We start from the raw sequence: 25598 nt of genomic DNA, 5'->3' as shown, positions 1-25598 counted from the left end.
GAGGCAAACGATGGCTGGGAACTATACGCTCGACGAGGACAAGCAGAAGCGCAACCGCAACGTCGCGATCGCCTGCACTGTCTTCTTTTCCTCGATGATCGGCGTCGCCTACGCAGCCGTGCCGCTCTACGAATTGTTCTGTCAGGTCACCGGCTATGGCGGCACGACGCAGCGCGCCGAGCAGTATTCGCAGACCGTTCTCGATCAGGACATCACCGTCCGCTTCGACGCCAACGTGTCGGGCGCGCTGACCTGGCAGTTCGAGCCGGTGCAGCGCTCGACGACGCTGAAGATCGGCGAGACGACGCAGGTCGCCTACCGCGCGACCAACACGTCGAAGCGCCCTGCCATGGGCCGCGCGAGCTTCAACGTCTCGCCGCATCTGGCCGGCGCCTATTTCATGAAGGTGGAATGCTTCTGTTTCACCGATACCGAATTGCAACCGGGCGAATCCATGGATATGCCGGTTGTCTTCTATGTCGATCCTGAGATCGTGAATGTTCCCGAACTCAAGGACGTCAGGACGATTACGCTGTCCTACACTTTCTTCCCCGTCGCCGAGCCTGCCTCGGTGGCCGCGAAGCCGGGTGAGGGGGACAAGACAAACGCAGCGGCCGATTCCGAATTCGGGGGTTGAAATGGCAGACGCACACGCAAAGAACCACGACTACCACATTATCGACCCGAGCCCCTGGCCGTTCATCGCCTCCGTAGGCGCCTTCATCATGATGCTGGGCGGAGTCGGATACATGCAGTATCTGAACGGCGGCCAGTTCAACCTGCTGGGCATCAACCTGGCCGGCCCCTGGCTCTTTTACATCGGCCTCGCGATCATTCTCTACGTCATGTATGCGTGGTGGTCGGACACGATCAAGGAGGGCCGCGAGGGTCATCACACGCGCGTCGTGTCGCTCCACCTGCGCTACGGCATGATCATGTTCATCGCGTCCGAGGTGATGTTCTTCGTCGCCTGGTTCTGGGCCTTCTTCGACGCCAGCCTGTTCTACGACGAGGCCGCGCAGGTGGCCCGCACCCAGTACACGGGTGGCCAGTGGCCGCCGGCCGGCATCGAGGTCCTCGATCCTTTCCACCTCCCGCTCTACAACACGATAATCCTGCTCCTGTCGGGCACGACGGTCACATGGGCACACCACGCGCTGCTGCACGATGATCGCAAGGGTCTCGTTACCGGTCTCGCGCTTACGGTCGTGCTTGGCGTCCTGTTCTCCTGCGTCCAGGCCTACGAATACACGATCGCCCCGTTCGACTTCTCGGGTTCGATCTACGGCGCCACGTTCTACATGGCGACGGGCTTCCACGGCTTCCACGTTCTGATCGGCACGATCTTCCTCATCGTCTGCCTCATCCGCGCGATGAACGGCGGCTTCACCAAGGAAAGGCACTTCGGCTTCGAGGCTGCCGCCTGGTACTGGCACTTCGTCGACGTCGTCTGGCTGTTCCTCTTCGTGGCCATCTACGTCTGGGCCTCCGCCGGCGCGCCGATCTACCACCACTGATCGCGTCGCAAGCACTGCGATGGACGGCCGCGCGTTGGCGCGGCCGTTTTGCTTTCATGGCACCTGCGTCGCCATGGCGTTGGCATCGTATCGGTGCATCCGGTAAGAAGGCGCCCATGAACCTGCGCGCAGTGAACCGAGATGGCCTCGGTAAATGAAATGACCGACCTCCAAGCTCCGCATATGAGCCGCCTCTGGGCGGTCGGTCTCGTAACAGGCAGCGTCGTCGCGCTGGTGGTCCTGCTGTTTCTCGGCACGTGGCAGGTGCAGCGGCTCCACTGGAAGGAAGACCTGCTTGCCACCATCGCCGCGCGCGTCGAAAGCGCGCCGCGTCCGCTCGCCGAGATCGAGGCGCTGGATGTCGGGACGGGCGACGTCGACTATTGGCCGGCGCGTGCCGAAGGCACCTTTGTCCACGGCGCCGAGCGCCATTTCTTCGCCACCCACCAGGGCAACTCGGGCTACTACGTCTACACCCCGCTGCGGCTCGACGACGGGCGGTTCCTGTTCGTCAATCGCGGCTTCGTCCCGTTCGACCGCAAGGATGCCGAAAGGCGCATGGAGGGGCAGATCGAGGACCGCGTCGCCATCGAGGGTCTCGCCCGCAATCGTCTGGACGAAAAGCCCTCCTTCATCGTGCCGGAGAACGAGCCCGACAGGAACATCTTCTTCTGGAAGGACATCGACCTGATGGCGGCAACCGCGGGCCTGCCCGAAGGGGCCGAGGTGCTGCCCTTCTTCCTCGATGCCGACGAGACGGCCAATCCGGGTGGCTTGCCGATCGGCGGGGTCACCATGATCGACATGCCGAACAACCATCTGCAGTACGCCATCACCTGGTACGGCCTTGCGCTCGCACTCGCTGGCGTTCTGGCCGCCTGGTTCTGGCGTTTGAGGCGCAAACCTTGACACCGGCCGGTCGAGACCGCATGTCCGGGCCTCAGCCGAGAGAGAATTCATGACCGTCGAAAAGCGCCCCCTGACGTTGAGATTGTGCGAGCCGCGCGGCTTTTGCGCCGGTGTCGATCGCGCCATCCAGATCGTGGTTCTGGCGCTGAAGAAATACGGTCCCCCGGTCTATGTCCGCCACGAGATCGTTCACAACAAATACGTGGTCGAGGGGCTGAAGGCGCGCGGCGCGGTGTTCATCGAGGAACTCGAGGAGATCCCGGCCGAACATGCCGACAAGCCGGTCGTCTTTTCCGCCCATGGCGTGCCGAAATCGGTGCCGGCCGATGCGCAGGCCCGCAATCTCTTCTATCTCGACGCGACCTGCCCGCTCGTCTCCAAGGTCCACAAGCAGGCGATGCGCCACTCGCGCCTCGGCCGCCATGTCGTGCTGATCGGCCATGCGGGCCATCCTGAGGTGATCGGCACGATGGGGCAGCTGCCGGCGGGCGACGTGACCCTCGTCGAGACCGAGGCGGATGTCGGCCTTCTCGCATTCGCGCCGGATCTGGAACTCGGCTTCGTCACCCAGACGACGCTTTCCGTCGAAGACACCGCCGGTGTCGTCCGTGCCCTGCAGGAGCGTTTTCCGCGCATCCAGGCGCCAGCCGCCGAATCGATCTGCTATGCGACCACCAACCGCCAGGAAGCGGTCAAGGAAGCTGCGCCCGGCGCCGATTTCTTCCTCGTCGTCGGCGCGCCGAACTCGTCGAACTCGCGCCGCCTGGTCGAGGTCGCCGAGCGGGCAGGGGCCGCGCGCGCGCTCCTCGTCCAGCGCGAGGCGGAGATTCCGTGGGGCGAACTCGGCGACATTTCCGTGCTCGGCATGTCGGCCGGCGCCTCGGCGCCCGAGATCATCGTCGACGAAATCATCGAGGCGTTCCGCGCCCGCTACGACGTGACGCTCGACATCGTCATCACGGCGGAGGAGACCGAAAACTTCCCCGTCATGAGCGCGCTGCGCGATGTGGAATTGACGACTGCCGACATGGCGTTCGTCAACGGAAGCGTCTAAGCATCCGAGCCGGGTTGAGCAGGATGCCGATGCCCGCTTCGAAACCAGTCGACCTCAAGCGCTGCGGACATCCATGGCCGTCTACACCGACATCAACGAGACCGAGCTCGCCGACTTCCTGACGGCCTACGACATTGGCACCTTGACCTCGTACAAGGGCATTGCCGAGGGCGTCGAGAATTCGAACTATCTGCTCCACACGACGGCCGGCGCCTATTTCCTGACGCTCTACGAAAAGCGCGTCAACCGCGACGATCTGCCCTTCTTTCTCGGCCTGAAGCAGCATTTGGCCGCGCGCGGCGTGCGTTGCCCGGTCCCGATCGCGCCGAAGAGCGGCGCGCTGATCGGCGAACTCGCAGGCCGTCCCGCCGCCATCGTCTCCTTCCTCGAAGGCATGTGGCTCCGCCGCCCGACCGCCGAGCATTGCCGCGCGGTCGGCGAAGCACTCGCCCGGATGCACATCGCCGGGGCCGACTTCAAGCTGACGCGCCCGAACGCGCTGTCCGTCGATGGCTGGCGGGCGATCTGGGACAAGGCGCAGGGCAGCGCCGACGACGTGGAACCGGGACTTGCCGCCGAAACCGACGCCGACCTTGCGCGTGTCGAGGCGAACTGGCCGCGCGACTTGCCCGTCGGCACCATCCACGCCGATCTCTTCCCCGACAACGTTCTTTTCCTTGGCGCGGAGCCGGGCCTGATCGATTTCTACTTCGCCTGCACCGATTTCCTGGCCTACGATGTCGCGATCTGCCTCAACGCCTGGTGCTTCGAGCGCGACCATGCCTTCAACCTGACCAAGGGCACCGCACTCCTCAAGGGTTACACGTCGGTCCGCGCGTTGTCCGAGGCCGAGGCCGCCGCCCTGCCGACGCTCGCTCACGGCGCGGCGCTGCGCTTCATGCTGACGCGGCTCTACGACTGGGTGAACACGCCCGCCGGCAGTCTCGTCGTCAAGAAGGACCCGCTCGAATATCTACGCAAGATGCGCTTCCACCGGCAGGTGGTTTCCGCCGCTGAATACGGACTGCCCGAATGACCAAACATGTCGAGATCTTCACCGACGGCGCCTGCTCGGGCAATCCCGGCCCCGGCGGCTGGGGCGCGATCCTGCGCTTCGGCGGCATCGAGAAGGAACTGTCCGGCGGCGAGGCTGAGACGACCAACAACCGCATGGAACTCCTTGCCGCCATCTCCGCCCTTGAGGCGTTGAAGGAGCCGGTCAAGGCCGATCTTTACACCGATTCCAACTATGTGCGTGACGGCCTGACCAAGTGGATTCACGGCTGGAAGAAAAATGGCTGGCGAACGGCCGACAAGAAGCCGGTGAAGAACGCCGAGCTGTGGCAGACGCTCGACGCCGCGCGCCAGAAGCACGACGTCACGCTGCACTGGGTCAAGGGCCACGCCGGCCACCCGGAAAACGAGCGCGCCGACGAACTCGCCCGCCTCGCGATGGCTCCCTTCAAGCCGAAGAAAAAGGCGCCTGCGGCTCCTGCCGAGACGCCCCTTGCTCCGGCCCGCAAGCCGCGCCTGATGGGCAACGCGACGCGGAAAGACTAAAGCGTTTCGAGAATCTTCGCCGCGCCGGATTCGACCGCCTTGCCGGGCGCATCGCCGCTGTGGAGCGCTGTCACCGTGCCATCCTCGACGACCATCGAGAAACGCGTCGAGCGCAGGCCCATGCCGGCGGCCGAAAGGTCGACCTCGAGCCCGCAGGCCTTGGTGAATTCGCCGCTGCCGTCGGCCAGAAATACGAGCTTGCCTTCTCCGCCTGTGAAACGCGCCCAGGCGGTCATGACGTGGATGTCGTTGACGGCGACGACGGCGATCGTGTCCACGCCCTTGTCCTTCAACGCGTCGAAATTCTCCAGATAGCCCGGCAGGTGGTTGTTCGAGCAGGTCGGCGTAAAGGCGCCAGGAACGCCGAAGAGCACCACCTTCTTGCCGGCCGTCAGTTCGGCGGTGGTGATCGAGGCGGGGCCGTCCGCGCCGATGGTCTTGAAGGTCGCCTCAGGCAGTTTGTCGCCAACCGAAATGGTCATGTTTATGCTCCGAAATTTACTGGGAGTTCCGCGATAGCGGGCAGCGCCCGCCTTGGCAATGCGTCAGCGCACGGCAAGCGTTCCGGCCACCGCCGCGTCGTCCGCGACCAGCGTATAGTCCGCAAGGACCGCACCGGCCTTTGCCGGCGACACGATGCGCGCGGTGAACGTGCCGCCCATCTCGCCGGGTGCGAATTCCGGCGCGGCGAGCATCAATCCGTCATGGCCGGCGAGGAACAGGTCGGCAGCGTCCACCCCTTCCGGCAGCGCGACGTCGATGGTCACCATGTCCCCTTCATGCGAGGCCTTGATGACTTCGAACCCGTCCTGCGGGGCGGCCGGGAGGCGGGCGAAGGCTCCGGCGATGCCCGCCTCGTCGATCGGTCCGATATCCTCGCCGGGTGTGATCGTCAGCGTTGCCTGGACCGGCACGCAGATCGTCTCGCAGACGCCGAGGAAGATGTCGACGCCGAGCGCGGCGCTTTCGTCTGCAAGGCCGGTCACGACGATCGGCAGCGTGACGTTGCCCGCATAACCCGCCCATTGCGAGGTGCCGTCGTCGAAGCGTTGCGGTGCCGGAAACAGCAGCTCGACGCCCTCGGCGGACCCCGCGCTTTGCAGCGAAATCTGCGGCGCGACGCCGGTTTCTCCTGGCTCCCGCCAATAGGTTTTCCAGCCGTCGTCGAGGCGGATTTCGAGCGCGCCGCGCAAGGTCCCTTCGGCATCCGCTGCCCTCTCGGTCAGGAGGCGCAGCTTGCCGCCGGTCATTTCATGCCAGTCGCTGGCGCCGGCTTCAGCCGCGACGGGCGAGAGCAGGAGGAGACCGGCAAAGACCGCAAGACGAGCTTTCATGCATCGGGTTGTGGACTGTCGCAGCCGTCTTGGCAATCTCCAGATCGTGCGGAAGGATCATTTCGCGGTGATGCAGGTTCAACAAATGACATCGGGTTGACTTTCGCGCCATTCCGAAACGGGGTACGCTTTCGCCATGGATATTCTTGGTCACAGGAAAGGCACCGCCGGTCAGGGATTTCTGGAGAACCAGTTCCTGATCGCGATGCCGGGCATGCAGGACGAGCGCTTCGAGCGATCGGTCGTCTATCTGTGCGCGCATTCGGAAGAAGGTGCGATGGGGCTGATCATCAACCAGCCGCAGCAGCTCCTTTTTCCCGATCTCCTGGTGCAGCTCGACGTCCTGAAGGAGGAGGAGGCGATCCGCCTGCCAGAGCCGGCGCGCTCGATCATCATCCGCAACGGCGGACCGGTCGATCGCTCGCGCGGCTTCGTCCTCCATTCCGACGACTACATGGTTGAATCCTCGCTGCCCGTCGCGGGCGACGTCTGCCTCACCGCGACCATCGACATCCTGCGTGCGATCTCGATTGGCAGGGGACCTCAGCATGCGTTGATGGCGCTCGGCTATTCGGGGTGGGGCGCGGGCCAGCTCGAGCAGGAAATCGCCCAGAACGGCTGGCTGACCTGTCCGGCAAGCCCGGGTCTTCTGTTCGACGGCGATCTTGGCAGCCAGTATGACCGGGTGCTCGCCTCGATCGGCATCGACCTCGCCCGCCTCAGCGTCCAGGCCGGCCACGCCTGACGGTTCGCTTCTGGCATTCTCCCGGCGAGCGGCCCTGCCAGGGCCGCTCCTAATTGGCTCCCAGCGACCTCAACCGGCAAGAAACTCCCCGATCCGGCCATAGAAGCCCTGCCGCTTTCCGCTAAGTTCGGCCCGCACCGCTCGCGCGGTCGTCGCTGCGCTCACCGTCGAACCGTAATGGCAGTAGCAGATGATTTCGTGCAACTGATTGTCGGTCAGTTCGAAGAACCGCTTGGCCTCGCCATAGCTGTCGTCCGTCATGCCGGCGGCCCGAAGAACCGGGTCCTCGAACGCGATCGAGATCGGCGTGTCATCGCCACGCATGGTCTGGCGCACAGCGGCTGTCTGATACTCGGTTTCGTGCAGGGTGGAGAGCAACCTGTGAGGGTTCGCTTCGAGCAATTCTGCCCAACGTTCAAGACGCTGGCTACGCGACATGTTCTTCGGATAGTCCTGATCGACTTCCGCGACCGACCGCAATTGCTCAATTGCCTGATGTTTCATCTTGACCTCCTATCTCAGGCGATAGTTGGTCCCCCGGACCATCGGTCCCAAGGTGCAACATGACTCCGATACATCGGGAAATCTAATCACGATGTGCGCGACGGCCAGGTTCCACGGAACGGACGAAGCAAAGCGCGATGCCTTCACGCTGGCTGTGACGGACGATTGCGGACGGTTACTCCGCGGCCGCCGCCTCCGCCGGCTTTTCCTTCAGCATCCGCGCGATCTCCCCTGACGACATCGGCTGGCCGAAGGCGAAGCTTTGCACGTATTCGCAGCCGACCTCGCGCAGCTCTTCCGCGTCGCTGTCCTGCGCGACGCCTTCCGCGACGACGGCAAGTCCCAATTCGTGCGCCATGTTGACCATGGAGCGCAGCAGCACCAGCCGCTTGGGGCTCGCATCTTCGACGAAGCTGCGGTCGATCTTGATCGTGTCGAAGGGAAAGCGGGTCAGGTAGGCCAGCGAGGAATAGCCGGTGCCAAAGTCGTCGAGAGAAAGTCCGATACCGATCTGGCGCAGCTTGGCGAGCACATGGGCGGCCTGCTCGGGATTGTCCATCACCAGAGATTCGGTCAGCTCCAGCCGGAAGTTGCGCGGCTTGATCGAGGCGCGCGCAACGACCGAGCGCACGTCAGAGACGAGATCGCGGCGCAGGAGTTGCCGGCTCGACAGGTTGACCGAGACGAAGAGCGGCAAGTCGCCGGCGATCTGCAGCCATCCGTGCAGGTCGTCCGCCGCCTTCTGCATGGCGAACTGGCCGAGCTGCACGATCAGCCCGCAGCTTTCTGCAACCGGGATGAACTCGCCGGGCGGGATGGCGCCGCGGCGCGGGTGCTCCCAGCGCATCAGCGCCTCGAAGCCGGCGATGGTGCCGTTTTCCAGCCGGATGATCGGTTGATAGGCGAGCTGTATCTCGCCGCGCTCCACCGCGCGGCGCATGTCGGATTCGATCTGCAGCCGGTCGCTGCCGCCGGTGCGGAAGGCCGGGCGGAACGGTTCGATGCGGTCGCCGCCGAAGCGCTTGGCCTGATGCATGGCCAGCTCGGCGTCCTTCAGCATGTCGGCGGCGCTGGTCGTGTTGATCGTCCAGGAAACGAGGCCCATCGAGGCGGTCAGCACGATCTCGCGCTTGGCAAAGGTGATGGGGGCGCTGATCGCGTCGCGCACGGCCTCGGCGACGGCGGCGACCCGCATCGGGTCCTGCTCAGAGACGAGCATCAGCGCGAACTGGTCGCCTGCGATGCGCGACAGGCTGTCCTTTGGCTTCAATATGCGATGCAGCCGCCGCGCGATGGTCAGAAGGATCGTGTCGCCGGCCGAGATGCCCAGGCTGTCATTGACCTGCTTGAACCGGTCGATGTCGATGACGAAGACGGAGGGGCGGATCGCGTCTTCCGACTTGGCCACGGACAGGAGGGCGTCGAGCCGGCTGACGAAGATCTGCCGGTTGGGCAGGCCGGTGAGATTGTCGTGCACGGCATCGTGCAGTAGGCGCTCCTCGGCCTTCTTCTGCTCGGTCGTATCCACCATGGTGCCGACACAGCGCAGGATCTCGCCGTCCGAGCCGATCACCGGCCGCGCCTTCAGCGTGAACCAGTGGAAATGCCCGTCGGCGCCGCGCAGCCGGAACGCTTGGCTGATGCGCCCGCGCCGGTGTTCCAGGATGATGTCGAGCAGGGTGCGGAACGTGTCGCGGTCTTCGGCGTGGAGCGCGGGCAGCCAGTTGCGTGCCGGACCATGCAGGCTGTTGGCTTCCAGGCCGAGCTGGCGCGCAATGTCTGGGCGGGTGACGATGCGGTCGCGCGCCACGTCCCAGTCCCAAACCGTGTCGCCGGCTCCCGTCACGGCGAGCGCCTGGCGTTCGAGATCGCTGAAGAGGCCTTGCTGCATTCCCCCGCCGGCAAAGGCGTGCTGCATCACCGTAAAGCCGATCAGCAGCACGACGAGCACGAGGCCGCCGCCGAGCGCGGGCTGGATGATGTCGTTGTCGATGCCGCCGGTCACCGCCAGATAGGCCGCCATGAGCCAGGCAAGGATCATCAGCCAGCTTGGTATCAGCATCACCGCGCGGTCGTAGCCCTGAACGGCGAAATAGCCGATGAGGCCGAGGCCGGCGACCGCCGTAACCGCGAAGGACAGCCGCGCGATGCCCGATGCGATGGCCGGGTCGAAGGTCGCGACGCCTGCGATCATCAGGAGCCCGAACACCCAGGCAAGCGCGGCATAGCTGAAATGCCAGTGCCAGCGGTTAAGGTTCAGATAGGCGAAGAGGAAGACGACCATGGTGGTGGCGAGCGCAACCTCCGCGCCCGCCCGCCAGATCTGTTCGTTGCCGGGCGTGATTTCGATGACGCGCGTCAGGAAGCCGAAATCGATCGAGATATAGGCCAGGACCGACCAGGCGAGCGCCGCCGTGGCGGGAAAGAGGGAGGTGCCCTTGACGACGAAGAGGATGGTCAGGAACAGCGCGAGCAGGCCGGCGATGCCGATGACGATGCCGCGGAAGAGCGTGTACGAGTTGACGTTGTCCTTGTAGGCCTCCGGCTCCCACAGCCGCAGTTGCGGCAGGTCGGGCGAGGCGAGCTCGGCCACGAATGTGACGATCGATCCCGGATTGAGCGTGACGAGAAAGACGTCGGCGTCGGGCGCCGCCTGCCGGTCGAGCGCGAAGCCTTCGGAGGGCGTGATGGCGGCGATGCGGCTCGATCCCAGATCGGGCCAGATCAGGCCCGAATTCACCAGCCTGAAATGGGGCGCGACGATCAGCCGGTCGAGCTGGCGGTCGGTCGGGTTGGAAATCGAGAACACCGCCCAGTCGCCCGACGAGCGCTCGTCATTGGCATCGACCTCGATGCGGCGCACGATGCCGTCGGTGCCGGGCGCAGTGGAGACCTGAAAGCTCGCACCCTGGTCGCGGTAGAGGTCGACGCGGCCCGTCAGTTCGATCGCCGCTTCGTTGCCGGTGATGGCGACGGGGTCGAGCGCGCGTGCGGGGCCGGTGGCAAGCGCCATCAGGGCTGCAAGGAAGAGCAGGATCGTGCTGGCCTTGAAACGCCCCAAAACCTCAGCCTCGTTCGTGTTTGGCCCGATGCTCTTCGGCGATCAGGGCGTAGAGAAGATGATCCCGCCACACGCCGTTGATGCGCAGGTAGGAACGCAACAGTCCTTCGCGCCGGAATCCGGCATTTTCAAGCACGCGGATGGAGCGTGCATTGTCGGGAATGCAGGCCGCTTCCAGCCGGTGCAGCTTGAGCGTGTCGAAGGCATGGGACAGGGCGAGCTTCATTGCCGCCTGCATCAGCCCCCGGCCTGCATACCGTTCCCCCATCCAATAGCCGATCTGCGCCGATTGGGCGACGCCGTGGCGGATGTTTCCAACGGAAATGCCGCCGACAAGCCGGCCGCGTTCGGTCTCGAAGATCAGGAAGGCGTGGCCGGTGCCGGCAGCGGCTTCCGCATTGTAGCGCCGCAGCCTTTGCCGCCAGGCCGAATAGTCGAGGTCGTCGGCAGGCCAGCGCGGCTCCCAGGGTTCGAGGAAGGCGCGGCTTTCCTGGCGCAGATGCGCCCATTCCTCATGGTCGCCCTTGCGCGGCGCGCGGATGGTGACGCCCCCTCCCGAAAGCACCGGCAGGGCGCCCCTGAGAAATGGCGGAAACGGCATCGTTGCGTCAGACGGCCAGCTTGCGCGCCGGCGCCGGCTGGGCGGCGAGCATCTCCGACACGGTCTCGAATGCCGGTAGCGCACCGACGGGGCCGACGGCCGCGATCGTCGGCCGGGCGGAAAAGAGGCGCGAGGAGAGGTCGGAAAGCCGGTCGGTCGTCAGTTTCGACAGCCGGTCCATCAGCTCGTCCGTGGGGATCGGTCGGCCGTAAAGCAGCAATTGCCGCGCAATTTGCGAGGCCCGGCTCGACGGGCTTTCCTGCGACATCAACAGTCCTGCGCGATACTGCGCCCGTGCCCGGTCGAGTTCCTCCTGCAAGATTGCCTCGCCGGATCTCTTCAGTTCGCCCAGGAGCACGGTCGTCAGTTCGGCGATGTCCTCCTTGCCGGTCGCGGCGTGGATGCCGAAGATGCCGGTGTCGGAAAAGCCCCAGTGGAAGGCATAGACCGAGTAGCACAGCCCGCGCCGCTCGCGCACTTCCTGGAACAGGCGCGACGACATGCCACCGCCCAGGATCATCGAGAGCACCTGCGAAGCATAGAAGTCGCGCACGTGATAGGCGCGGCCCTCGAAGCCGAGAACGATCTGCGCGTCCATCAGGTCGCGGCTCTCGCGAAAATCGCCGCCGACATAATGCGCAAGCTGGGGCAGCGTGGCCTCGCAGCGCGCCCGGAACGAGCCGAGCCGCTTTTCGACCTCGCGCACGAAGGTGTCGTGGTCCACGGCTCCGGCGGCGACGATGATCATCCGGTCGCCCGCATATTGCCGTTCCAGGAAGCCGCGCAATTGCTGCGAGGTGAAGGCGCGGACCGTTTCCGCCGTTCCGAGGATCGAACGACCGAGCGTCTGGTGACGGAACGCCGTTTCGGTAAAGCGGTCGAAGACGATGTCGTCGGGAGTGTCGTGCGCCGCTCCGATCTCCTGCAGGATGACGTGCTTCTCGCGCTCCAGTTCGTCCTCGTCGAACTTCGAATCCGTCAGGATGTCAGCAAGGATGTCGATGGCGAGCGGCACGTCGTCCTTCAGGACGCGCGCGAAGAAGGACGTGGTCTCGACACTTGTCGCGGCGTTGATCTCGCCGCCGACATTCTCGATGTCGGACGCGATCTGCCAGGCCGAGCGCTTGCCCGTGCCCTTGAATGCCATGTGCTCGAGCAGATGGGCGATGCCGTGCTCGTCGTCGCGCTCGTCGCGCGAGCCGGACTTCACCCAGATTCCCAGTGAAACGGATTCGATATGCGCAAGCGTTTCGGTGGCAACCGTCAGGCCGTTCGACAAACGGCTAACTTCAACCCCCATGCGGGTCGTACTCCCTGGACATTGCGTGTCGGTGGATGGGGACACGCCTTACTGTTTTGCGGCCGCTCTTGTGTGGCGGTCGATGTGATCTTCCAACATTTTCAGGTCGGATGGAAGGACGTCGAACTTTTCGCGCCTTGCCATCAGGTCGCCGAGCCAGACGGGAAGCGCGGGATCGATCCCGCTCGCAGCCTGAACGGCATCGGGAAACTTCGCCGGATGCGCGGTCGAAAGCACGATCATCGGCACGGCCGGATCCTCCTCGAAATCGCGCGCGACCTTGATCGCGATCGCCGTGTGCGGATCGGCGAGATAGCCTGACTTTTCAAGCGTCTGCCGGATCGTCTTCGCCGTCTCGTCGACGCTGGAGCGACCGGCGGAAAACTCCGCGCGCATCGCTTCCAGCGGACCGGCATCGATCGTGAACGCCCCGGACTGCTTCAGGCTCTCCATATAGCGCCGCACGCTCGCCGCATCGCGCCCCGCCGCCTCGAACAGGAGCCGCTCAAAATTCGACGAGATCTGGATGTCCATCGAGGGCGAGGTGGTAGCGACGACACCGCGCGTCTCGTAGCGCCCGGTCTCGAAGGTGCGCGCGAGTATGTCGTTGTCGTTGGTGGCGATGACGAGCCTATCGACGGGCAGGCCCATTTTCTTGGCGGCATAGCCGGCGAATATGTCGCCGAAATTGCCGGTCGGCACGGTGAAGGAGACAGGCCGGTCCGGCGCGCCGAGCGTGATCGCGGACGAGAAATAGTAGACGATCTGCGCCATGATCCGCGCCCAGTTGATCGAGTTGACGCCCGATAGCATCACGCGGTCCCGGAACGCGTGATCATTGAACATGCCCTTCACCAGGGCCTGGCAGTCGTCGAAATTGCCTTCGATGGCGAGTGCGTGGACGTTCGCTTCGCTCGAGGTCGTCATCTGCCGCTGTTGCACCGGCGAGACGCGGCCATGCGGGAAGAGGATGAAGATGTCGGTGCGGTCGCGTCCGGCGAATGCGTCGATCGCCGCGCCGCCCGTGTCGCCCGAGGTGGCGCCGCAGATCGTCGCGCGCTGGCCACGCTTTTCCAGCACATGGTCCATCAGCCTGGCCAGCAACTGCATCGCCACGTCCTTGAAGGCGAGCGTCGGACCGTGGAAGAGCTCGAGCACATATTCGTTCGCGCCCGTTTGCACGAGCGGGCACACCGCCTCATGCCGGAAGGTGGCGTAGGCTTCCTCGACAATGCGCCGGAAATCGTCCGCTGCGATGTCCTCGCAAACAAAGGGCGTCAGCAGCCTGATCGCCAGTTCCGGATAGGAAAGACCGCGCATCGCGCGGATGTCGTCGGCGGAGAACTGCGGCCAGGCGTCGGGAAGGTAGAGCCCGCCGTCGCGGGCAAGGCCGGCGAGAAGGACATCGGCAAAGCCAAGTTGCGGCGCCTCGCCGCGCGTACTCGAAAAGCGCATGGGATTCCGTTTCTTCGCGGTTTCGGACCTCTTTGGAAAACGCACCGGGTCCGGTCGCATTTTGATTTCGGGGTTGGTATAGAACACCAGCTTTGCGTGAGGGAAGGGCCGTCCATGCCGAATTGTCGTTCGTCGATCCGTCATCTTGCCGTGCTGGCGAGCCTCGGCTCCCTTCTGGCCGTGTCCGGCTGCCAGTCGAACGACGGCGTCGCGACGGCTGCGGCGCAGCCTGCCGAAGTCAATGTCGAGGAACTGCGCGCCTATTGTCCGCAGGTCATTTTGGAAACGGACGGCACGGTCTGGTCGCAGTACCAGCGCGGCGGCGAAGGCGACGAAGCAAAGCTCGTCCAGCGAACGACCATTTCCAACACGACCCGCGCCTGCTCCTATTCGGCCGACGCGATCACCGTGAACGTCGCAATCGCCGGCCGCATCGTGCCTGGCCCAGTCGCCAGCACTGGCCAGGTGTCGCTGCCGCTCGTCGTCGAGGCGCGCCGCGGGGGCGAGGTCATCTATTCCAACCCGGTGAATTATGGCGTGCAGGTCGCCGACACGGCAGGCGCGACGCAGTTTGTCTTCAACGACCCCGCGGTCCTCATCCCGCAGGCCGGTGCTCAGCAGACCCGCATCTTCGTGCGCATGAACGTGCCAGAGGCGCGCTGACCTTTCGCCGCGAGCAGGAAGCCACCGCTCTGCGCATCGCAGGATGCGAGGCAACGAACGCGGCGGCATGTTCAGTGATCGGTGCCAGCGCATTGCGGAAGTCGCGCGCGCCTGTGGTATGAAGGTCCGGACCGAGGCACCGCTGGGCGGCCGCGTGGCCCACGCCGCTCGATGACGGTCGCCTCCGACGTGGAGGCCCGACCATGGACATCAGATCGACCCTGCAGGCGCTGTGCGATGCTTTCAATGCGCACGACCCCGACCGCGTCATGTCCTTCTTCGCCGATGACTGCGTCCTCGAGATGCCGCGCGGAAGCGAGCCCTGGGGTGCCCGCTTCGAAGGCAGGGAGGCTGTGCGCAAGGCGATAGCATCGCGCTTCGAAGGGCTGCCGGACGTCCACTACGGCAATGAAGAGCATTTCGTCGACGAGGCCGCCCGGACGGGCATGTCGAAGTGGACCCTGACCGGGACCAGCCGCGACGGCAAGAGGACGGAGGTCAGGGGCTGCGACTTCTACACGTTTCGCGACGGCAAGGTCATCCGCAAGGATTCTTACTGGAAGATCGTGGAGTAGGCAGGAGCGGCTGCCCCGCATTGGCCGACACCCCGCGAACCGCAACCGCTACAACCGCGACATCAACCCCGGCAGCTCTGCCAGAAACCCGTCCCGCGCCCGCACGCCGCTGGGTTCGTCCGCTGGGCGCTCATCCTGGTTCAGCCTGGCGAAAATCACGGTCCGGTCGCCGCGCGTCGCCCAGCCGACATACCATCCCCAGGCCCGGGCGCGGTCGAAGCTGCGGTCGGCGCGGCGCGGATAGGCGGAGCCGGTCTTACCCTTCACCGACCATTCGCCCGCCTTCTGTCCCTCGACGATCGCAACCGTCATGTCCATGGCGACAGGCGAAACCGGCAGCGTTCGGCTCACCAGAGCATGGAGAAACCGGACCTGCTCGACTGGCGACACCTGAAGCGACGATGCGATCCATGCGCGCTCCAGCCCGTTGTCCTCTCCGGGGTCGCCGGAGAAATCGGCGTTGCCATAGCCCCAGGCACCGGCAAAGGCCGACAGCCGGTCGCCCCCCAGAGCGCGGGTGATGTGCTGCGAATACCAGAGGACGGAATGGCGCATCCATGCCGCCGGATCGGTCGGCTGACGCCATTCGGGGATCCAGTCCGGATAGCCTTCCTTGAAGTCGATCAGCGGTGCGTCGGGCGCTATCAGGAAACCTGCCTGGAAGCCCATCACCGCCAGCGGCACCTTGAAGGTGGAGGCGGGCGTGACGCGCGTGCGGCAGTCGCCGCGCTCCATCAGCACCTCGCCGCTCTTTCCATCCGCGATCAGCGTGCAGATTTCGCCTGCCGTGGCAGCCGGCATCGCTGCGAAGATCGCTGCGGCGGCGGCAACCGCCAACCCCAAGAGCCGCGCCATCGCCTCAGTCCTCCGACCAGACGCTGAGCGCGGCGAGCGTCGCCGGCAGGTCCGCATGGCGGCGGATCACGGTTTCGGCGCCCGCCTCGGTCAGCATGTCCGCATGGCCAGGATGGGTGTGCGAAGCGCCGGTAAAGCCGATCACCCGCATGCCCGCGAGCTTCGCGCCCTGAATGCCGTGGATGGAATCCTCGATGACGAAGGTCTTTGAAGGATTGGCATCGAGCGTTGCGGCAGCGTGAAGGAAGACGTCCGGCGCAGGCTTCGGCTTTTGCGACGGCGTATCGCGCGAGGAAAAGATGACGCCGTCGAAGAACGGCTTCAGCCGCACCCGGGTCAGCATCATGTCTAGCCGTTCGGCACTCGAATTGGAGCAGATGGCGCGCTTTCCCGTCACCGAGGCGACCGCCTCATGCACGCCCTCGATCGGCTTGACCTCTGCTTTCAGACGCTGGTCGACGCGCTTTTCCACTTCATCCAGCATCGAGATCTGGAACGGGATGGCTGCCTCGCGCTCGATCCGCAGCATGATTTCGCGGAACGTCAGTCCGGCATAGGTCTCCGCTAGCTCCTCGGCGCTGATCTCGTAGCCGGCAGCGGAGAGGATTTCGGCCTCGACGCGTGCGGCGATGATCTCGGAATCGACGAGCACGCCGTCGCAATCGAAAATGACGAGTTCGGGGGAGGCCATGGCAAATCCACTCAGGTTGGGAGTGCCCGCCTCCTACACGACGGTGGGCAAGGGGGCAATTCCTCAGCCTTCACACGATGTTAACGGTGATCGGTAACCATAACAGCCAGTAAATGCGTGTTGTCGAGTATCGGGTATCCTCATGTCTGCCGTGCGTCATCTTGCCGATCTTTCCCCGTCAGCCGAAAGCTCCGTCTGGCTCGACACGATCCTGAAGGGGGATTGCGTCGCGGCGCTGAACAAGCTGCCCGACCATTCCATCGACGTCATCTTCGCCGACCCGCCCTACAACCTCCAGCTTGATGGCGACCTGCATCGACCCGACCAGTCCAAGGTCGATGCGGTCGACGACGAATGGGACCAGTTCGAGAGCTTCCAGGCCTATGACGCCTTCACCCGCGCATGGCTGCTGGCCGCGCGCCGCGTGTTGAAGCCGAACGGCACGATCTGGGTGATCGGCTCCTACCACAACATCTTCCGCGTCGGCGCGATCATGCAGGATCTCGGCTTCTGGATCCTGAACGACGTCGTCTGGCGCAAGACGAACCCGATGCCGAATTTCCGTGGCCGCCGCTTCCAGAACGCGCATGAGACGATGATCTGGGCCTCGCGCGACCCGAAGGCCAAGGGCTACACCTTCAACTACGACGCCATGAAGGCGGCCAATGACGACGTGCAGATGCGCTCGGACTGGCTGTTCCCGATCTGCACCGGCCACGAGCGTCTTAAGGACGAGAACGGCAACAAGGTCCACCCGACCCAGAAGCCCGAAGCGCTGCTCGCCCGCGTCATGCTGTCGTCGACGAAGCCCGGCGACGTGGTGCTCGACCCGTTTTTCGGTTCGGGCACGACAGGCGCCGTCGCCAAGCGCCTTGGCCGCCATTTCGTCGGCATCGAGCGCGACCAGACCTATATCGACGCCGCGCAGGAGCGCATCGACCGCGTCAAGCCATTGGCAGACATGGATCTTTCGGTCCTAACCGGCAAGCGCGCCGAACCGCGCGTCGCCTTCGTCAGCCTCATCGATTCAGGCCTCATCAAACCGGGCGCCGTGCTGCACGACGCCAAGCGCCGCTGGCAGGCCCGCGTGCGCGCCGACGGCACGGTCGCGGTCGGCGACGTGTCCGGCTCGATCCACAAGGTCGGCGCCGTGGTGCAGGGCCTCGACGCCTGCAACGGCTGGACCTTCTGGCACTACGAGCGCTCCGGCGGCCTCAACCAGATCGACGAACTGCGCCGCATCGCGCGCCTGGGCATGGATCGCGCGGGGGCGTGAAGCCCTCAGATCGCGATGCCGTAATCTTCCAGATGCCGCTTCAGCGTGGCGACATCCGTAAACTGCACAGCCTGCCAGCCCGCCAATTTCGCGCCCTCCACATTCTTCGCGCTGTCGTCGATGAAGAGAGTGTGTTTCGGGTTCAGCCCGAACGTCCGCGCGTGAAGGTCGTAGATCGCGAAGTCCGGCTTGATCAGCTTGTGATCGCCTGAAACCGTGACGCCGCGCGGCATCTTCAGGAACGCAAACCGCTCCTTCGCCTCCGCAAAGGTGTCGGTCGCGAAATTGGTCAGCATGGTGACGTCGTGCCCGTCCTCGATCAGCGCTTCGAGGACCGCGACGCTGTCGTCATAGGCGTGCGGCACCATCTTGTGCCAGTTCTGCCGGAAGGCGCGGATGTTTGTCTCGTGATCGGGAAAATCGGCGACAAGCAGCGCCTCGGCCTCGTCCCACCGTCGCCCGCGATCCTGCTCCAGGTTCCAGTCGCCGGTCGTCACCGTCTCGAGAAACCACCGGCGATGCTCGGCATCGGGAATGAGGTCGCGATAGGCCAGGTCGGGATCGTAGTGGATCAGCACCCTGCCGATGTCGAAGACGATGTGGCGGATTTCTCTCAACGCGATTTTCCTTGTCTTCTGGCTTTCGTCGATCCGGGTATGGCAGCCTCGATTGCCTTCTTCATGACAGTGGGAAGCGCCTCCGTGTGGATATCTTCCAGCCGCGCCCACCAGCCACCATTTTCGGCCGGCATTTCGGCGATTTCAGCGCGAAAGACCGTCAGTTCGAGCGCGAAATGGGTGAAGACATGGCTGATCGAACCCGAATTTTCCCAGTTCGCCGCGAAAGGCGCGGCCGTGGGGACAAGTTCGCCATCGGTACGCGAATTCCAGCCGGTCGATGGCACTTCCGCCATGCCGCCGAGCAGACCCTTGGCCTCGCGCTTCCGAAGGAAGATCGCCCCGTCATGGATCGCAACGAACGCCGCGCCTCGCCGCAGCGGCTTTTCCGCCTTCGCGGCCTTGACGGGGTAGTGTTCGGGGTCACCCTGACGCAGGGCGAGGCACTCGTCATTGACCGGGCACATCAGGCATTTGGGGCGGCGCGGGGTGCAGATTGTTGCGCCCAGATCCATCGTCGCCTGCGCGAAGTCGCCGGGCCGATCTGTTGGAACGGAAAGCGCAACCAAGTCCTTGATTGCGCTCTTGGCTTTCGTCAGCGGCGTGGCGATCGCCGCAAGGCGCGTAAAGACGCGCTCGACATTGCCGTCGACCACGGCGGCCGGCCGGTCGAAGGCGATGGCGGCGATGGCAGCAGCCGTGTAGGGGCCGATGCCGGGCAGCGAGAGGAGGCCCGCTTCCGTGTCTGGAAATCCGCCTCCGCAAGTCGTTTCAATGACTTCCGCGCAGGCTTTGAGATTGCGCGCACGCGAATAATAGCCGAGCCCGGCCCACGCCTTCATGATGTCGTCGCTGTCGGCATGGGCGAGATCGGAGACGGTCGGCCAGCGCTCGACGAACTTGAGAAAATACGGCTTCACCGCCTCGACCGTCGTCTGCTGCAGCATGATTTCCGACAGCCAGACGCGGTAGGGATCGGCCCGCAGTCCGGCGGCCAGATCCCGGGGCGGGATGCGCCAGGGCAGCTCGCGATGGTGGCGGTCGTACCAGGCGATGAGCGCCGCAGCGACACGCTTGCCGCGAGCGTCGTCGAACCATGTCTCGTCGCCCGATGGCGCCATTCTTCCATTCCTGATAAGACTGCCTGAACTTCAAGCGAATAGAGGATTTATCCGATGGCAGGCAAACCAAAAGGGCCATGGGGCGCCCAGCCGGTTGCCGACCTGGCGACACGTATTCTGGATCCGGTGCTGAAAAAGCGCGCCGGCATCTCGGTCGCGCTGATCCAGTCCTGGGACGAGATCGTCGGTGAGCGCATCGCAAGTGCCTCCCGGCCGGAAAAGATCGTCTGGCCGCGCCGGATGAGCGAGGACGACCCGTTCGAGCCGGCGACGCTGATTGTGGCCTGCGAAGGCATGGCGGCGCTGGCGCTGCAGCACGAGACGGGCGAGGTGATCGCGCGGGTCAACGGCTTCCTCGGCTTTTCCGCGGTCGGACGAATCCGGATTGTGCAAAAGCCGGTCGCCAGGGAATTGCCGCGCCGCCCGCGCGGTCCGGCAAAGCTCGACGGGCGCCAGGAAGCCCATTTGAAGAGCGTGACGGCAAAGATCGAGGATGACGGCCTGCGCGCCTCGCTGGAACGCCTCGGCGCCGAGGTGATCGGCGCGAAACGTCGCAGCGCTTGAATGCGTGCCGCCGAAATCGCACCTTTGTGAACATAGTGTCGCGCTTTGGCGGTAGGAAAGGGACAATCCTTGCCGTATTCGCTCATTAGAGGGATGGAATACAGGCAACACTACAACTGGACGCAAGGTGATTCGAATGGCCTCTTACTTGTCGCGCAGACATATCCTGACCTCGCTCGTGGCCTTGCCCGTGGCCGGTCTTGCGCTTTCGGCATGCAGCGACAGCGGCAACGCCACCAATACCAATTCGGCTGCAGCGACGACGACCGATCCGGTGACGACGGGCGCGACCGCGCCGAACCCGCAGGGCACCGTCGACATGGAAGCGCTGCTCGAACCGGGCACGCTTGAGGACAAGGTGCTCGGCGAGGCCGACGCGCCGGTGACGATCGTCGAATACGCGTCGATGACCTGCGGCCATTGCGGAAATTTCCACAACAACACGCTGCCGGCGATCAAGGAAAACTACATCGACACGGGCAAGGCGCGGCTCATCATGCGCGAATTCCCGTTCGACCCGCGCGCCGAGGCCGGCGCGATGCTGGCGCGCTGCGCGGACGACAACTATTTCGCGATGGCGGACGTGCTGTTCAAGCAGCAAAATAGCTGGGTTCCGGTCGACAATGCGCGCGAAGCCTTGCTCAGGATCGCGCGTCTGGGCGGCTTTACACAGGAATCCTTCGAGGCTTGCTTGACGGATCAGGCGCTTCTCGATGAAGTCCGTGCCGTAAGAGCTCGTGGCCAGAACGATTTCGGTGTCGAGGCGACGCCGACTTTCTTCATCAATGGCAACAAGTATTCGGGAGCACTGTCGGTTGACGAGATGTCGGCCATCATCGACTCGATGCTCTGACGTCCCCATCGTGAATGCCGGGCGTGGCAAAGCTGCGCCCGGATCTCCGGTTGGGCACTGATGCGCTTCAACCGGCTCCGCCTCCTCGGCTTCAAATCCTTCGTCGATCCCGGTGAATTCGTCATCGAACGCGGCCTGACGGGCGTGGTCGGGCCGAATGGCTGCGGCAAGTCGAACCTCGTCGAGGCGCTGCGCTGGGTGATGGGCGAAAGCTCATACAAGAACATGCGCGCGTCCGGCATGGACGACGTGATCTTCTCCGGCTCGGGCACGCGGCCGGCGCGCAACACCGCCGAAGTCACGCTTTTTCTCGACAATTCGGACCGCACGGCACCCGCCGCCTTCAACAATGCCGACGAGTTGCAGGTCTCGCGCCGGATCGAGCGGGCCTCGGGCTCGGTCTACCGGATCAACGGCAAGGAGGCGCGCGCCAAGGATGTGCAGCTTCTTTTTGCCGACCAGTCGACCGGCGCGCGCTCGCCCTCGATGGTGGGGCAGGGCCGGATCGGCGAACTGATCCAGGCCAAGCCCCAGGCGCGCCGCGCGCTTCTGGAAGAGGCGGCGGGCATTTCCGGCCTTCATTCGCGCCGCCACGAGGCGGAACTTCGCCTGCGCGCGGCCGAGCAGAACCTCGAACGGCTCGACGACGTGACCGGCGAACTGACGACGCAGATCGAAAGCCTGAAGCGGCAGGCGCGGCAGGCCCAGCGCTTCAAGACGCTTTCGGCCGACATCCGCAAGGCGGAGGCGACGCTTCTTCATTTGCGCTGGACCCACGCCAAGGCCCAGGAAGGCGAGGCGAAATCGGCACTTGCGCGCGCGACGTCTCTGGTGGCGGAGCGCGCGCAGGCGCAGATCGAGGCGGCGAAGGGACAGGCCGTCGGCGCGCACAAGCTGCCGGGCCTGCGCGATGCGGAAGCGGCAGCCGCCGCCGTGCTGCAACGCCTGACGATTGCGCGCACGCAGCTCGAGGAGGAGACGAAACGCATCGCCGCGCGGCGCGATGAACTCGCCAAGCGCCTGACGCAGGCCGATGCCGACATTGCGCGCGAACGACAGTTGATGAGCGAGAATGCCGGGATTCTCGAACGGTTGGCGGCCGAAGAAGCCGAACTGACAGCGGCTGGCGAGGGGCAGGCTGAGCGCGAGGCATTTGCGGCAATGCGGCTCGGAGAAATCTCCGACCGGCTGGCGGGTCTCGAACGCGAATTGTCCTCGGTGACGGCGAAGCGGGCGGAGAGCGCGGCGATCCGCGCGCAGATGCAAAAGACGCTGCGCGACCTCGACGAGCGGCAGGAGCGGACCGAGCGCCAGAGCCAGGCGAACGCGGCGGAGCTGGCCGCGCTCGACGCCAAGGCCGCGAACCTGGCGGACCCGCTCGAAAAACGCGCCGATTTCGAGCGCGCGGAAGCCGAGCGCGTCGAGGCGGAAGACGCGGCGACGGCGGCAGAGGCGGCGGTGGCCCCGGCGCGGGCGACGGAGGCTGCTGCGCGGGCGCCGGTTCAGGAAGCGAAGAACGCGCTGGCGCGGGTGGAAACGGAAGCGCGGACGCTGGCGAAGATCCTGTCGGCCGGCGGCAGCATGAAATATCCGCCGGTTCTCGACCGGATTGCGGTTTCGCGCGGCTACGAGACGGCGCTGGGTGCCGCGCTCGGCGACGATCTCGATCTGCCACTTGATGCAGGCGCGCCGGCGCGCTGGGCGGCGGTCGAGGGGACTGGCGATGCCGATTTGCCGGCAGAGGTCGAGGCGCTGGCGGCGCATGTGACCGCGCCCGCGGAACTTGGCCGCCGGCTGCGGCAGATCGGTGTGGTGGCAAGGCAAGACGGCGCGCGGCTGCAGGGCACGCTCGCGGCAGGCCAGATGCTGGTCTCGCGCGAAGGCGACGTCTGGCGCTGGGACGGGGTCGTTGCTGGTGCCGATGCGCCGACCGCCGCCGCGCAAAGACTGGCGCAACGCAATCGCCTGGCGGAACTCGAACGCGAACAGGAGACGGCGCGGGAGGCTGTCGTGACTTCCGAAACCGCGCTGAAGCGCGCGGAAGACGCCGCACGCAATGCGGCTGACGCCGAGCGCATCGCGCGCGAACGGCTGCGCGTGGCTCAAAAGACAGTCGGTGAAAGGCGCGAGGCGCTGGCGCAGGCCGAGCGCGTGCGCGGCGACATCGACAATCGGCGGGTCGGGCTGGAAGAAGCGGCCAAGCGATTTGTCGAGACGCAGGCGGAAATTGCGCGCGTGCGCGCCGAGGCCGAGGCGGCGCTGACTGACGCGCCGGATCTGACCGCGCTCGAAGCCGAGTTTTCCAAATTCACGGCCAGGGTTTCGAGCGAGCGACAGACCGAGGCCGAGGCGCGGGGCGCACGAGACGGGCTCGCGCGAGAGGCCGAGCAGCGGTCGCGGCGGCTTGCAGCAATCGGGACCGAACGGTTGAGCTGGATGGCGCGGGCGCAAAATGCCGGCGCGCAGGTCGAAGCGCTCGCGGCACGCCGCGACGAGGCGGCGGCGGAAGCCGCGCAGCTTGCCGACGCGCCCGACGAACTGGAACTGAAGCGCCGCGCGCTCGCCGGTGAGATCGACAAGGCGGAGTCTGCCCGCAAGCTGGCCGCCGACGCGCTGGCGAGTGCCGAGACGGGACAGGTGGTTCTCGACCGCGCCGCGACCGACGCGATCGAGGGCCTGAGCCGCGCACGCGAGGAGCGCGGCCGCGCCGAGGAACGGCTTTCAGCCGCCGAAGAGCGGCGCAAGGAGGTGGAAGCGCGCATGCGCGAGGTGGTCGGCGTCGAACCGCATTTGGTGGCGCGGCAGGCCGAACTTCTGGCCGACCAGGCCGAGCCGGAAATCGCGGACGTGGAACGCCGGCTCGACCGGCTGAAGAGCGAGCGCGAGCGGCTGGGCGCGGTCAATCTGCGCGCCGAGGAGGAAGCGCGGGAACTGTCGGATCGCTATGACCTTATCACCAAGGAGCGCGTCGACGTGGTGGACGCGATCGCGCGGCTGCGCGAGGCTATCCAGAGCCTCAACCGCGAGGGCCGCGAGCGGCTTCTGGCGGCGTTCACCCGCGTCGACACCGAATTCAGGCGGTTGTTCACCCATCTTTTCGGCGGCGGCACGGCGCAGCTGCAACTGATCGAATCCGACGACCCGCTGGAGGCGGGGCTCGAAATTCTCGCCCGCCCGCCGGGCAAGCGGCCGCAGACGATGACGCTGCTTTCGGGCGGCGAGCAGGCGCTTACGGCGATGGCGCTGATCTTTGCCGTGTTCCTGACCAATCCCGCGCCGATCTGCGTGCTCGACGAGGTGGACGCACCGCTCGACGACCACAATGTCGAGCGCTTCTGCAATCTGATGGACGAGATGGCCGCGACGACGCAGACGCGCTTCGTCATCATCACCCACAATCCGATCACAATGGCGCGCATGAACCGGTTGTTCGGCGTGACCATGGCCGAGCAGGGCGTGAGCCAGCTCGTCTCGGTCGATCTTCAGACGGCGGAACAATTGCGCGAGGCGGTATGAGCGAGGACCTGGCAACGAAGGCGGCGGCGCTGTCGACCGCGCTGCGCGACCTGCACAAGGCGCTCATCCATGCCGAGGCCGGCGACGATCCGGCCTATGCGAACCCCTATACGCTTCTCTTCGACGTGATCGGCAACCCGCGCTTTGCCTGGCTCGAAAGCCTGTCGCAGCTTATCGTGGTGCTGGACGAGGCGCGCGCCGACAAGGAGGCCTTCACGGACGAAATTCTGGCCGACGCGACACGGAGCGCCGGGCGCCTGATCGGCGAGGGCGCGGACCATGATGCGCAGTTTCGATTGCGCCATCTGATGGCCGTGCAAAATGCCCCGGACGTCGCGATCGCCACGGGCAAACTGCGCGCGGTGCTGGTCCGTCTGAAGTAGCTATTCGGCCCAGACCGCGAGCTCGTTGCCGGCCGGATCGGCGAAATGGAAGCGCCGGCCGCCGGGAAAGTCGAAGATCGGCCGGGTGATTTTCGCACCGGCATCTTCGACGAGCCGAAGCGTCCTTTCCAGATCGGCCGAAAACAGCACCGGCAGCGGCTTTGCCTCCGCAGCGGCCGAGCCGTCGAAGCCGCCATCGAGGCCTTCCGAGAAGGCGGAATAGCGTGGGCCGTAATCGGTGAAGGTCCAGCCGAAGGCAGCGCTGTAGAACGCTTTGACGCCGTCGATTGCACTGCCGGCGGCCTGCATTTCGAGGTAGTCGAGTTTTCCATCCGCGCGCATACTGCATCTCCCTATGTGTTCATGTTATGTTCTAATGACTTCGAAGCGAAGTGGCAAGGAAAAGCGCTGGAAAGGGAGCGCATCCGATACTCAATCGATTGA

The 25598-nt window shown here is 65.2% G+C and carries 26 protein-coding genes; 14 read left to right on the top strand and 12 right to left on the bottom strand.

Annotated elements, in window-relative coordinates:
- Positions 1-10 precede the first annotated feature (10 nt).
- The 6 genes from GTK01_RS03675 (at position 11) to rnhA (ending at position 5040) form a co-directional block, all read left to right on the top strand.
- Positions 11-637, top strand: a complete 627-nt coding sequence (locus tag GTK01_RS03675; RefSeq protein WP_252924498.1) for a cytochrome c oxidase assembly protein — start codon at positions 11-13, stop codon at positions 635-637.
- Position 638: 1 nt separating this feature from the next.
- Entirely contained in the window at positions 639-1517 is an 879-nt protein-coding gene (locus GTK01_RS03670) for a cytochrome c oxidase subunit 3 (protein WP_252924497.1), read from the top strand.
- A gap of 159 nt (positions 1518-1676) precedes the next feature.
- Complete coding sequence (locus GTK01_RS03665; RefSeq protein WP_252924496.1) at positions 1677-2426, top strand: SURF1 family protein; 750 nt, start codon at positions 1677-1679, stop codon at positions 2424-2426.
- A gap of 49 nt (positions 2427-2475) precedes the next feature.
- A complete protein-coding gene (ispH, locus tag GTK01_RS03660; protein ID WP_252924495.1) occupies positions 2476-3480 on the top strand; it encodes a 4-hydroxy-3-methylbut-2-enyl diphosphate reductase in 1005 nt (334 codons plus the stop codon).
- Between the two features lie 73 nt (positions 3481-3553).
- On the top strand, positions 3554-4516 hold the full coding sequence (locus GTK01_RS03655; RefSeq protein ID WP_252924494.1) for a homoserine kinase: 963 nt from the start codon (positions 3554-3556) through the stop codon (positions 4514-4516).
- A complete protein-coding gene (gene rnhA / locus GTK01_RS03650) occupies positions 4513-5040 on the top strand; it encodes a ribonuclease HI (RefSeq protein WP_252924493.1) in 528 nt (175 codons plus the stop codon). Before GTK01_RS03655 ends, rnhA begins: the two co-directional genes overlap by 4 nt.
- Here the strand turns inward: rnhA and GTK01_RS03645 are convergent.
- Positions 5037-5522 (bottom strand): peroxiredoxin, encoded by a 486-nt coding sequence (locus tag GTK01_RS03645; protein ID WP_252924492.1) that lies wholly within the window; start codon positions 5520-5522, stop codon positions 5037-5039. The genes rnhA and GTK01_RS03645 overlap by 4 nt on opposite strands.
- A gap of 63 nt (positions 5523-5585) precedes the next feature.
- Positions 5586-6374 carry a protein-disulfide reductase DsbD domain-containing protein gene (locus GTK01_RS03640; RefSeq protein WP_252924491.1) on the bottom strand — a complete coding sequence of 263 codons (789 nt, stop codon included), beginning with the start codon at positions 6372-6374 and terminating at the stop codon, positions 5586-5588.
- Positions 6375-6510: 136 nt separating this feature from the next.
- On the opposite strand from GTK01_RS03640, the gene GTK01_RS03635 reads away from it, so the two are divergent.
- On the top strand, positions 6511-7119 hold the full coding sequence (locus tag GTK01_RS03635; RefSeq protein ID WP_252924490.1) for a YqgE/AlgH family protein: 609 nt from the start codon (positions 6511-6513) through the stop codon (positions 7117-7119).
- Positions 7120-7188: 69 nt separating this feature from the next.
- On the opposite strand, the gene GTK01_RS03630 is transcribed toward GTK01_RS03635, so the two are convergent.
- From GTK01_RS03630 to thrC, 5 genes are all read right to left on the bottom strand, one after another.
- Positions 7189-7623 (bottom strand): hypothetical protein, encoded by a 435-nt coding sequence (locus GTK01_RS03630; protein ID WP_252924489.1) that lies wholly within the window; start codon positions 7621-7623, stop codon positions 7189-7191.
- Between the two features lie 175 nt (positions 7624-7798).
- A complete protein-coding gene (locus tag GTK01_RS03625) occupies positions 7799-10636 on the bottom strand; it encodes an EAL domain-containing protein (protein WP_252924791.1) in 2838 nt (945 codons plus the stop codon).
- A gap of 52 nt (positions 10637-10688) precedes the next feature.
- On the bottom strand, positions 10689-11285 hold the full coding sequence (locus GTK01_RS03620) for a GNAT family N-acetyltransferase (RefSeq protein ID WP_252924488.1): 597 nt from the start codon (positions 11283-11285) through the stop codon (positions 10689-10691).
- Between the two features lie 7 nt (positions 11286-11292).
- Positions 11293-12585, bottom strand: coding sequence for a pitrilysin family protein (locus GTK01_RS03615; protein ID WP_252924487.1), 1293 nt, complete (start codon positions 12583-12585; stop codon positions 11293-11295).
- Positions 12586-12633: 48 nt separating this feature from the next.
- Positions 12634-14040: a threonine synthase gene (gene thrC / locus GTK01_RS03610; protein ID WP_252924486.1), complete on the bottom strand. Its 1407-nt coding sequence runs from the start codon at positions 14038-14040 to the stop codon at positions 12634-12636.
- A 114-nt stretch (positions 14041-14154) separates the two neighbouring features.
- On the opposite strand from thrC, the gene GTK01_RS03605 reads away from it, so the two are divergent.
- Positions 14155-14703, top strand: a complete 549-nt coding sequence (locus tag GTK01_RS03605; protein ID WP_252924485.1) for a hypothetical protein — start codon at positions 14155-14157, stop codon at positions 14701-14703.
- A 203-nt stretch (positions 14704-14906) separates the two neighbouring features.
- The gene (locus tag GTK01_RS03600) at positions 14907-15278 is read left to right on the top strand and encodes a nuclear transport factor 2 family protein (RefSeq protein ID WP_252924484.1); all 372 of its coding nucleotides are present in this window, start codon (positions 14907-14909) and stop codon (positions 15276-15278) included.
- 48 nt (positions 15279-15326) lie between these two features.
- Here GTK01_RS03600 and blaOXA read toward each other — a convergent pair whose 3' ends face one another.
- On the bottom strand, positions 15327-16133 hold the full coding sequence (gene blaOXA / locus GTK01_RS03595; protein ID WP_252924483.1) for a class D beta-lactamase: 807 nt from the start codon (positions 16131-16133) through the stop codon (positions 15327-15329).
- A 4-nt stretch (positions 16134-16137) separates the two neighbouring features.
- Positions 16138-16824 carry an HAD family phosphatase gene (locus GTK01_RS03590; protein WP_252924482.1) on the bottom strand — a complete coding sequence of 229 codons (687 nt, stop codon included), beginning with the start codon at positions 16822-16824 and terminating at the stop codon, positions 16138-16140.
- Between the two features lie 142 nt (positions 16825-16966).
- Between GTK01_RS03590 and GTK01_RS03585 the strand changes: the two genes are divergently transcribed.
- On the top strand, positions 16967-18100 hold the full coding sequence (locus GTK01_RS03585) for a site-specific DNA-methyltransferase (RefSeq protein WP_252924481.1): 1134 nt from the start codon (positions 16967-16969) through the stop codon (positions 18098-18100).
- 5 nt (positions 18101-18105) lie between these two features.
- On the opposite strand, the gene GTK01_RS03580 is transcribed toward GTK01_RS03585, so the two are convergent.
- Together GTK01_RS03580 and mutY are read right to left on the bottom strand one after the other, a co-directional pair.
- On the bottom strand, positions 18106-18717 hold the full coding sequence (locus GTK01_RS03580; protein WP_252924480.1) for an HAD family phosphatase: 612 nt from the start codon (positions 18715-18717) through the stop codon (positions 18106-18108).
- Positions 18714-19838 (bottom strand): A/G-specific adenine glycosylase, encoded by a 1125-nt coding sequence (gene mutY / locus GTK01_RS03575; protein ID WP_252924479.1) that lies wholly within the window; start codon positions 19836-19838, stop codon positions 18714-18716. The genes GTK01_RS03580 and mutY overlap by 4 nt, the downstream gene beginning before the upstream one ends.
- Before the next feature lie 54 nt (positions 19839-19892).
- On the opposite strand from mutY, the gene GTK01_RS03570 reads away from it, so the two are divergent.
- The 4 genes from GTK01_RS03570 to GTK01_RS03555 all read left to right on the top strand — a co-directional run bounded on the left by GTK01_RS03570 (position 19893) and on the right by GTK01_RS03555 (position 25154).
- Positions 19893-20402 (top strand): DUF721 domain-containing protein, encoded by a 510-nt coding sequence (locus GTK01_RS03570; protein ID WP_252924478.1) that lies wholly within the window; start codon positions 19893-19895, stop codon positions 20400-20402.
- A 136-nt stretch (positions 20403-20538) separates the two neighbouring features.
- Positions 20539-21255, top strand: coding sequence for a DsbA family protein (locus tag GTK01_RS03565; RefSeq protein WP_252924477.1), 717 nt, complete (start codon positions 20539-20541; stop codon positions 21253-21255).
- Between the two features lie 60 nt (positions 21256-21315).
- Positions 21316-24771 carry a chromosome segregation protein SMC gene (gene smc, locus GTK01_RS03560; RefSeq protein ID WP_252924476.1) on the top strand — a complete coding sequence of 1152 codons (3456 nt, stop codon included), beginning with the start codon at positions 21316-21318 and terminating at the stop codon, positions 24769-24771.
- Positions 24768-25154 carry a hypothetical protein gene (locus tag GTK01_RS03555; RefSeq protein WP_252924475.1) on the top strand — a complete coding sequence of 129 codons (387 nt, stop codon included), beginning with the start codon at positions 24768-24770 and terminating at the stop codon, positions 25152-25154. The genes smc and GTK01_RS03555 overlap by 4 nt, the downstream gene beginning before the upstream one ends.
- Here GTK01_RS03555 and GTK01_RS03550 read toward each other — a convergent pair whose 3' ends face one another.
- Positions 25155-25496, bottom strand: coding sequence for a VOC family protein (locus tag GTK01_RS03550; protein WP_252924474.1), 342 nt, complete (start codon positions 25494-25496; stop codon positions 25155-25157).
- Between the last annotated feature and the right edge of the window lie 102 nt (positions 25497-25598).

Origin of the sequence: Aliihoeflea sp. 40Bstr573 (assembly GCF_024105655.1) — a bacterium.
GTDB lineage: Bacteria > Pseudomonadota > Alphaproteobacteria > Rhizobiales > Rhizobiaceae > Aliihoeflea.
This window is presented reverse-complemented; position numbering and strand designations above follow the sequence as displayed.

Coding starts and splice junctions, on each gene's coding strand:
- GTK01_RS03675 (WP_252924498.1), top strand. CDS start 11: ATGGCTGGGAACTATACGCTCGACGAGGACAAGCAGAAGCGCAACCGC.
- GTK01_RS03670 (WP_252924497.1), top strand. CDS start 639: ATGGCAGACGCACACGCAAAGAACCACGACTACCACATTATCGACCCG.
- GTK01_RS03665 (WP_252924496.1), top strand. CDS start 1,677: ATGACCGACCTCCAAGCTCCGCATATGAGCCGCCTCTGGGCGGTCGGT.
- ispH (WP_252924495.1), top strand. CDS start 2,476: ATGACCGTCGAAAAGCGCCCCCTGACGTTGAGATTGTGCGAGCCGCGC.
- GTK01_RS03655 (WP_252924494.1), top strand. CDS start 3,554: ATGGCCGTCTACACCGACATCAACGAGACCGAGCTCGCCGACTTCCTG.
- rnhA (WP_252924493.1), top strand. CDS start 4,513: ATGACCAAACATGTCGAGATCTTCACCGACGGCGCCTGCTCGGGCAAT.
- GTK01_RS03645 (WP_252924492.1), bottom strand. CDS start 5,522: ATGACCATTTCGGTTGGCGACAAACTGCCTGAGGCGACCTTCAAGACC.
- GTK01_RS03640 (WP_252924491.1), bottom strand. CDS start 6,374: ATGAAAGCTCGTCTTGCGGTCTTTGCCGGTCTCCTCCTGCTCTCGCCC.
- GTK01_RS03635 (WP_252924490.1), top strand. CDS start 6,511: ATGGATATTCTTGGTCACAGGAAAGGCACCGCCGGTCAGGGATTTCTG.
- GTK01_RS03630 (WP_252924489.1), bottom strand. CDS start 7,623: ATGAAACATCAGGCAATTGAGCAATTGCGGTCGGTCGCGGAAGTCGAT.
- GTK01_RS03625 (WP_252924791.1), bottom strand. CDS start 10,636: ATGGCGCTTGCCACCGGCCCCGCACGCGCGCTCGACCCCGTCGCCATC.
- GTK01_RS03620 (WP_252924488.1), bottom strand. CDS start 11,285: ATGCCGTTTCCGCCATTTCTCAGGGGCGCCCTGCCGGTGCTTTCGGGA.
- GTK01_RS03615 (WP_252924487.1), bottom strand. CDS start 12,585: ATGGGGGTTGAAGTTAGCCGTTTGTCGAACGGCCTGACGGTTGCCACC.
- thrC (WP_252924486.1), bottom strand. CDS start 14,040: ATGCGCTTTTCGAGTACGCGCGGCGAGGCGCCGCAACTTGGCTTTGCC.
- GTK01_RS03605 (WP_252924485.1), top strand. CDS start 14,155: ATGCCGAATTGTCGTTCGTCGATCCGTCATCTTGCCGTGCTGGCGAGC.
- GTK01_RS03600 (WP_252924484.1), top strand. CDS start 14,907: ATGGACATCAGATCGACCCTGCAGGCGCTGTGCGATGCTTTCAATGCG.
- blaOXA (WP_252924483.1), bottom strand. CDS start 16,133: ATGGCGCGGCTCTTGGGGTTGGCGGTTGCCGCCGCCGCAGCGATCTTC.
- GTK01_RS03590 (WP_252924482.1), bottom strand. CDS start 16,824: ATGGCCTCCCCCGAACTCGTCATTTTCGATTGCGACGGCGTGCTCGTC.
- GTK01_RS03585 (WP_252924481.1), top strand. CDS start 16,967: ATGTCTGCCGTGCGTCATCTTGCCGATCTTTCCCCGTCAGCCGAAAGC.
- mutY (WP_252924479.1), bottom strand. CDS start 19,838: ATGGCGCCATCGGGCGACGAGACATGGTTCGACGACGCTCGCGGCAAG.
- GTK01_RS03570 (WP_252924478.1), top strand. CDS start 19,893: ATGGCAGGCAAACCAAAAGGGCCATGGGGCGCCCAGCCGGTTGCCGAC.
- GTK01_RS03565 (WP_252924477.1), top strand. CDS start 20,539: ATGGCCTCTTACTTGTCGCGCAGACATATCCTGACCTCGCTCGTGGCC.
- smc (WP_252924476.1), top strand. CDS start 21,316: ATGCGCTTCAACCGGCTCCGCCTCCTCGGCTTCAAATCCTTCGTCGAT.
- GTK01_RS03555 (WP_252924475.1), top strand. CDS start 24,768: ATGAGCGAGGACCTGGCAACGAAGGCGGCGGCGCTGTCGACCGCGCTG.
- GTK01_RS03550 (WP_252924474.1), bottom strand. CDS start 25,496: ATGCGCGCGGATGGAAAACTCGACTACCTCGAAATGCAGGCCGCCGGC.